Source organism: Deltaproteobacteria bacterium, assembly GCA_016930875.1.
Lineage (GTDB): Bacteria > Desulfobacterota > Desulfobacteria > Desulfobacterales.
The window spans coordinates 1-7,100 of record JAFGFW010000188.1 but is presented as its reverse complement, the minus strand read 5'-3'; the positions used below and the strand labels follow the sequence as shown (position 1 = coordinate 7,100).

General features: G+C 49.3%; 6 protein-coding genes. 5 read left to right on the top strand and 1 reads right to left on the bottom strand.

Annotated elements, in window-relative coordinates; genetic code table 11:
- The first annotated feature begins 242 nt into the window (after positions 1–242).
- Both JW883_15810 and JW883_15805 read left to right on the top strand, forming a co-directional pair.
- The gene (locus JW883_15810; protein ID MBN1843730.1) at positions 243–839 is read left to right on the top strand and encodes a class I SAM-dependent methyltransferase; all 597 of its coding nucleotides are present in this window, start codon (positions 243–245) and stop codon (positions 837–839) included.
- 544 nt (positions 840–1,383) lie between these two features.
- Positions 1,384–1,677: a hypothetical protein gene (locus JW883_15805; GenBank protein ID MBN1843729.1), complete on the top strand. Its 294-nt coding sequence runs from the start codon at positions 1,384–1,386 to the stop codon at positions 1,675–1,677.
- Between the two features lie 401 nt (positions 1,678–2,078).
- On the opposite strand, the gene JW883_15800 is transcribed toward JW883_15805, so the two are convergent.
- Positions 2,079–3,542 (bottom strand): MFS transporter, encoded by a 1,464-nt coding sequence (locus JW883_15800; GenBank protein ID MBN1843728.1) that lies wholly within the window; start codon positions 3,540–3,542, stop codon positions 2,079–2,081.
- A gap of 497 nt (positions 3,543–4,039) precedes the next feature.
- Between JW883_15800 and JW883_15795 the strand changes: the two genes are divergently transcribed.
- The 3 genes from JW883_15795 to JW883_15785 all read left to right on the top strand — a co-directional run bounded on the left by JW883_15795 (position 4,040) and on the right by JW883_15785 (position 6,913).
- On the top strand, positions 4,040–5,023 hold the full coding sequence (locus tag JW883_15795) for a hypothetical protein (GenBank protein MBN1843727.1): 984 nt from the start codon (positions 4,040–4,042) through the stop codon (positions 5,021–5,023).
- 513 nt (positions 5,024–5,536) lie between these two features.
- Entirely contained in the window at positions 5,537–5,788 is a 252-nt protein-coding gene (locus JW883_15790) for a hypothetical protein (protein MBN1843726.1), read from the top strand.
- Positions 5,789–6,148: 360 nt separating this feature from the next.
- A complete protein-coding gene (locus tag JW883_15785) occupies positions 6,149–6,913 on the top strand; it encodes an NAD-dependent deacylase (GenBank protein ID MBN1843725.1) in 765 nt (254 codons plus the stop codon).
- The last annotated feature ends 187 nt before the right edge of the window (positions 6,914–7,100 follow it).

Genomic DNA, 7,100 nt, shown 5'->3' with positions numbered 1-7,100 from the left:
GGAGTAATAAATTCAGTGGGTTACAGGGGTTTGCAGACGGCCAAAATCCATGAAAAACGCAAGTGGCAGGTTTGGGCAACAGCCCGTCAACATTTGACAAAATGGACAGGTCGTTTAGGTGGATCTTTATGTGGGCGTGAGTCTCGTTCGGGTCCTTTGTTGACTGCCTCGCGCTGAAGATTTGCAGTTGAGTCTTTTGATGCTTGTTGAGAAGGACAGCCTCGGAAAAATAATCAAGAATCATGCCTGATTACTATCAAGAAAACTACAAAGCCTATCATGAAGCGACGTTTTCAGTAGACCCCTCCTCTTTTCTGGGGCCTTTTGCGAAAAGGCTAACCGATGGGGCCTTGGTTCTAGACGTAGGCTGTGGTTCGGGTCGAGATCTCGTGTGGCTCCAGAAGCAAGGATGTAATGTTATAGGTTTTGAACGCTCAATTGGCCTTGCCGATCTTGCCAGGCAAAATGCCGGCTGTGAGGTGATTGAGGGTGATTTTGAAACATACGATTTCTCCCAATTGACAGTAGACGCAATTCTTATGTCAGGATCATTTGTGCATTTACCCCATGCCAGACTGGGCGAGGCTTTTCGAAATGTCACACAGGCCTTGAAAGGCCAGGAATGCACCTCACGCTTTGCTTATGTTTCGTTAAAAGAAGGCGACGGGACGAAGACTGACAGGGACGGCAGAACGTTCTATTTGTGGCAAGATGACGATTTGAGGCGGATTTTCGACAGGCAAGGGTTTTCGATCATCAATTTCGCCAAGGACAAGTCTGCCAGGGGTACGGGCGAAGTGTGGCTGGGTTATATTTTGGAAGGGAATACAGGTCGATAACTCAAATCTCATGGTTTTGTAATGGATCCGGCCTGCGTGAAGTAGCCCCCTTCATGTTGCTAGCGAACTGTCACAATCGGTGCCCTTTACGTACAAAACAGTAGCGTCAGTTGAAGTGTATGTAGTATTGGCGTGCCCACACGATTACTGGAATGTGTGTCCAATAAAGCACGAAACTGATTGCTACGGCCTTTCGAAAAAATATCATCTGAATCCAGAAGAATTAGGAAAAAGTCGGGGCCAAGTTTGTATGGAAATATCTTCATGCACTACGAGAGAATGTTGACACAATTTGATTACATGCTGAGCTTGCTAGTATAAGTATCCCCTTAAATATACACAAGATTATAAGTTCCGGGATAGACATCTTTTCCTTGATCTTGCCTCCAAGACCCACATACCTTGATATCAATCCAGCCCGCAGGAAAACTCCTTCACAACAAAAACACGCATATCGATAACTGGTTAGATCATGCCTCTTGAAGACTTCGCTCCCCCGCGTATGATTTTTCCTACGTGTGATCCCCTGCAAGCTTAGGCCTCCATGCCAAAGAGCTGCAAGAAGAAAAAGAAGGCCTGTGTCGGGACAATTAGTAAGCAAACTCCACACGTGTCTGCATGGGCAGATTCTATTCGCCTTCGCCGGAATACCCCGCAGCGCACCGTCGCCCAAGCTATGGCGCGTCGGCGACTTGCTGCAGGCAATTACACCGTGACCTTTAGGGTTACCGACAATGGCTCACCACTTCAAAGTGATTCTGAAGAAGTCACCATTACGGTATCGGCTGGCGACTATGCGCCCGCAAATCCAGTGAACTTGCGGATAGTAGGCGAATAAGGGAGGAATGGGGACGCTGGTAATAAATTAAGTTGACAATGGATAATGGGGTCGGGTACAAAGTGAGATAGGGGAGGGTGATGTGAGTTTGCTGTGTGACAATCTGTGTGAGAAAAACTTTCCAAAATCTGCTAAACTCAAACCTAATCATTTCAAAGAGTTCCGTAATTTGAGGAGGGATCAGTTCGCAGAGTTGGCGCTCAGATTTGGTTCAGAGTTGGCCGATCCGATTGAGCAAAACCGCAGGAATAGCGAGCTATTTCGAGGAGTTTGTCCGCCTCCGGCGGAAGGATCGGTCAAAGTCGCAGATCCGCCTCTGGCGTGGATGGGCTGAAGTCACAGATCCGCCCTCTTTCTGGCGGGCTGAGATGCCAAAATGTGAAGTTATTTTTGCGCGAGCCCTAAGGGTGAGAAACGGATGGTTTTCGGCGGATTTGTTTGTTTGAGAGATTTCCGGGCTCTGAGCCTCTGAAAAAGGCTACGAAAATACCGATTCCCGCAACGACTGAGCCGGCAAACATGGCCTTTTGGAATGCGGCCATGAAAACGGGCTCCAGCTCAGGCCGGTAGACCTTGAGGACGAGCCCTCCGCTCAGTGTGTAAAAGGTGAGGTTGAAAATGAGACCGGCCATGGCCACCCCTATAACCATACCCAGGTTGCGTGCCGTTGCCACGGTTGCTGCCGCCACCCCTCTATGAGAAGGCGGAACAGCACTCATGGCTGCCGAGCTGTTTGGGGGAATGAACAGGGCCACGCCAATTCCTACCAGTGCCAGACGCCAGGCGATCGGTATCGCAGAGGCGGTTGGAACCAGGCGGGAGAGGCAGTAAAAAGCGATTGTTAAAACCATCATCCCGGCGGTGCAAAGAAGCCGGGACCCGATGCGATCGTACATGGCCCCGGATATGGGAGCCATGAAAAAAAGAAACACAAAGGGAATAACCATAATAAATCCCGCATGATCCACTGAAAATCCCGATGGCTGAACCAGAAAAAAAGGCATGAGAAAAATCATGGTAAAAAGAGTGACGAAAAGGATGATGGCCGCAAAAACCGGCAAGATGAAAAGGCGAATGTGCAGGAGAGAAAGTTCGAATATGGGGTGTGGCGTGCGTGTTTCGACAAGAAAAAGAAGAATTGTACCGAGCGCTGTAGCTCCGGAAAACAACAAGGTTCGAAAAGACATATACCCCCAGTCATATGAATGTGTTAGAACGATAATGGCAGAAGAGAAACAAAGGGTCAACAGCACGGCGCCGGCCCAGTCAAAGGTTTCTGGCCGCGAAAAATTTCCCTTTCCGCCCTTTAAAACCCAAGCAGCCAGCGCTGTCACCACGATCCCAATGGGAATATTGATGTAAAAGATTACCCGCCATGAAAAGGCCTCAACAATCAATCCTCCGATTGCAGGACCGGTGGTCAAACCGGCGGCCACCACGGTGCCCACCATCCCAAGCCCCCTGCCTCTCTCCGAAGCCGGAAAGACGTCGACGACAAGGGCCGGGGAGCAGGCCATGATCATGGCTGCACCAAATCCTTGAAAGGATCGTGCTGCAATAAGCCAGGCGGCATTTGGAGCCCACCCACATAGGAGAGATCCCAAAGAAAAGATGAAAAACCCCCCGCAATAGACAAAGCGACGCCCTTTAATGTCGCTCAGGCGTCCAAACGTCAAAAGAAGCGACGACACCGTGAGTAAATATATCATGGGCACCCACTCAATGGTTGCCAGAGGCACTTTCAGATCTTTCATGATGGCAGGCAGAGCAATATTTACGATACTCCCGTCAAGGGTGCACATGAACACGCCGATAGCCACCAATGAAAAAACCAACCATTTGTTCTCCGCTGTGATGCTATTCATATCGAATTCGGTGAACACTCATTTGGGGTACGCAAAAAAGGCAAAGACATGGGTGAAAAGGAAATGCCTTTTCCCAGATACCATATCCGAGTGGCCAGAGATAGATGTGGTGGTGGCCCGATGTTTCGTACCATCTGCCATTGCCATGTTTTAACCGTGTTTTTTGCCGTTTGCCTGGCAGAGAATCCGTAGGCCGCAAGTTCGAACCTTGCTGGGCGCACCAGGCATGTCAAGGGCTCAGCTTATCCGGTTGGGTCCCTTTTTTGGGGGAACATACCATTTCTGACCGGGTTTTGCCAAAAGCGGGCAAAATTCATTGGCCCGAAAGGTTGGAACACGTTGCCCAAATCGCCGCACCTTTCCTGTACGGACCGAGCAAGCTCACATTAGGCCTTCCGGTTTTTTCCATGAAACGTCCCGGTTTTGCTTTGGTCTGTGACCTCCCCATTCTTCACCTGAGATAGCCAGTTGGCACCTTGAATCTTCCATAATCATAGATGTTGGCAAGTTGGAATCTTGAACTGGGGTTTGCGTTGCTGGGAGTCGATATAATGGGAAGTAGTCTTGAAAAATTTTCAGCTTCAAATATGCCAGGATATGGCAGGTTACCTATGACTGTATTCTTGGAGGGATGCCGGGCAACCGGAGAAAAACTCGGAAATCCGGCTGCAGATCAGGCTTTAGGGCCTTTTTTGAACCCGGTCGAGCAGAATAACGCTAGTAAGCAGGCGGTCCTGGAACAGGTAGCTTCTTCGAAATACGTTGACCTGTGGGAAGAGGTTTGGGGCGAACCGGTAAACTACGATGAAATTGAAAGGGATTATGATCGCATTGGCTTAGCCATTGCGGCTTATGAGGCGTCGGGTGAAGTCAACCAATTTTCTTCGAAGTACGATGCGTATCTGGCAGGGGAAGCGGACCTTACTGAACAGGAAGCCTGGGGCCTCGAATTATTCGAGGAAAAGGCAATGTGCTCTGCTTGTCATCCAAGCGAGCCAGAGCCCGGTGGCGAGCCGCCGCTCTTTAGCGACTTTACCTTTGACAACTTGGGGGTTCCAAAAAATCCGGAAAATCCCTTCTATGAGATGGATGAAGTGTTTCTAGATGATGGCTCGCCCATTAACCCCGAGGGTGCAGACTGGATCGATCCAGGCTTGGGCGGTTTCTTAGAGACTATCCCGGAGTGGTCCGACTTGGCAGACGAGAACATGGGTAAGCACAAAGTCCCAACTCTCAGAAACGTGGGCAAAGGATCTCAAAAGGCATATGTGCACAATGGTGTTTTCAAGTCTCTAAAGGAAGTTGTGCACTTCTATAACACTAGAGACGTGGAAGAATGGCCAGCGCCCGAAGTGGATGAAAATGTCAACACGGACGAACTGGGTGATCTAGGACTGACCTCTGAAGAAGAGGATGCCATTGTGGCATTTATGAATACTCTCTCGGACGGCTTCAAGGTGAAGAAAAAGGGAATCAAATAATTTTTGGGTTGCCTTATATTAGTAATCTCCCACTGACCAGCATCCTCAGAAGGCAGGGTCATTTGGCCCTGCCTTTCCTATGTCCACATCTTGGCATGCCTTGTGAGGGTCGCCGCTGATAATATGCCATATTATTTTTAATCGGAACGTACAGGGCCGCAGTAACATAACTGCAATGTATACGTAACAAAAGCATGATTGACACCGATTGACCTGGGGGCAAAATGGGGACGCTGGTAAAAAATCAAGTTGACAAAGGAAAGCGTAGATGCGAAATAGAGCCCATGCCAAGACAAGCCAGCCTTGACGCACCCGGTGTCCTGCACCACATCATGATCCGTGGAATCGAGCGTCGAAAGATATTCATAAATGAGGCCTCCTGGTGTAGCGTTCTCGGTCGAAAGGGGAGAAGCCATTGCCCGCGAAAATGGGCTAAAGTTAATCGAATAACCTTTTTACTTTCTTACCAGCGTCCCCATTTTCTTTACGTCTTACCCTAATAAGGAGGTCACGATGGTCGAATTAAACGCCTATCAAAAATCGGAACTCAGAAGGAAATACGAAAAGCTGGACCCGACCCATCAAGGGGGATTACGACGACCAATACATAATCCCGCATTGCAGCAACTCGAAACTGAAGAAATCTTGGGCATTTTTCAGGAAAATGAGCAAGACCCGCAGAAATGGCAGACTTTTACTGACCTCGAAGGTCATATTAGGAATTTAGCTACTTTGAGGCGTATGGGGGTACGCCGTAGCTTTTAGCTGCCAACAACACTGTATCTTCCACGAAATCTCTATAAGATTGCCGACTGAATTCTTGAGTCTGGTCAGATTACAGATGATGGCAAGCTATACGTAACAGAAGCTGGTCCGTCTATTCTCCACCCATGTTCACGAAACCAAATGGTCGGAGAGTACCGCTGTGGGCACCAAGTCGTTCGTTGAAAAGATCAAAGAAAAGTTAGGTGCTCGAGCAATTGGAAGGGGAGTCGTTGCGGCAACAGACGCGTATGAACTCAATGAACCGGAAGGGTCCGGATGAAACCAAGGCCGAATGTGCGGTTGCCATTCAAGGAATTTTCAAAGAAACATTTTGCGTCTTCCTGAAAAGTTTTGACGAATATGTCACAAAACCAACATCCCATCGATACGGATAAAATCAGGGAAGTCGCAGGGAGGTTGAACGCCTTTTCCCGAATTCTTGTACTGACCGGTGCCGGCATTTCGCAAGAAAGCGGAGTGCCGACGTTTCGCGGCAAAGACGGCCTTTGGAAAAGCCAAAGGGCTGAAGATCTTGCAACGCCGGAGGCCTTTGCAAAGGACCCGGTGCTGGTCTGGAAATGGTACGACTGGAGGCGGAGCCTGATCAAACCGCTTCAGCCCAACCGGGCTCATTATGCGCTGGTTGATCTGGAAGAAAGAGTCGAAGATTTCTCCTTGGTCACCCAAAACATCGACGGACTTCACCGGGCTGCAGGTAGCAAAAACCTCATAGAAATGCACGGAACGTTGTGGTGCGTAAGGTGCACCCTGTGCGGAAAAACATCTGATAACAGGGAGGTGCCGATCACCATACCTCCTATGTGCGAGGCTTGCGGAGGCATGCTTCGTCCTGATGTGGTTTGGTTTGGTGAAGCCCTCGACTACGAGGGACTTACCCGGATATACCGGCTTCTTGAAAATACCGAGATGATGCTCGTTGTGGGAACCTCCGGAGTCGTACAACCGGCAGCCTCCTTTGGCCTGGCAGCAAAACGCTCTGGCGCCTTTGTTGTAGAAGTAAACCGTTCCAAGACACCTCAGAGTCCTTTTTTTGATGTTTCTCTTGACGGTAAGGCAGGAGAAATTCTGACCCGGTTGGTATCCGCTATGAACGATTACGCATGACGCTGGGCGACCCCAAGTAAAATATACACTATTTACACTTGAGCTCCAAGGTGCAGGACCTGGGAGGGGTGCATTTTGGGGACGTCTATGGGCATTTTACGGACGTCTATGATTTTATGCTTTACGTCGGCCGAAGGAGGTGACAATGACGAGGCATGCCAAGAAAAGCAAGGATAGACGCACCTGG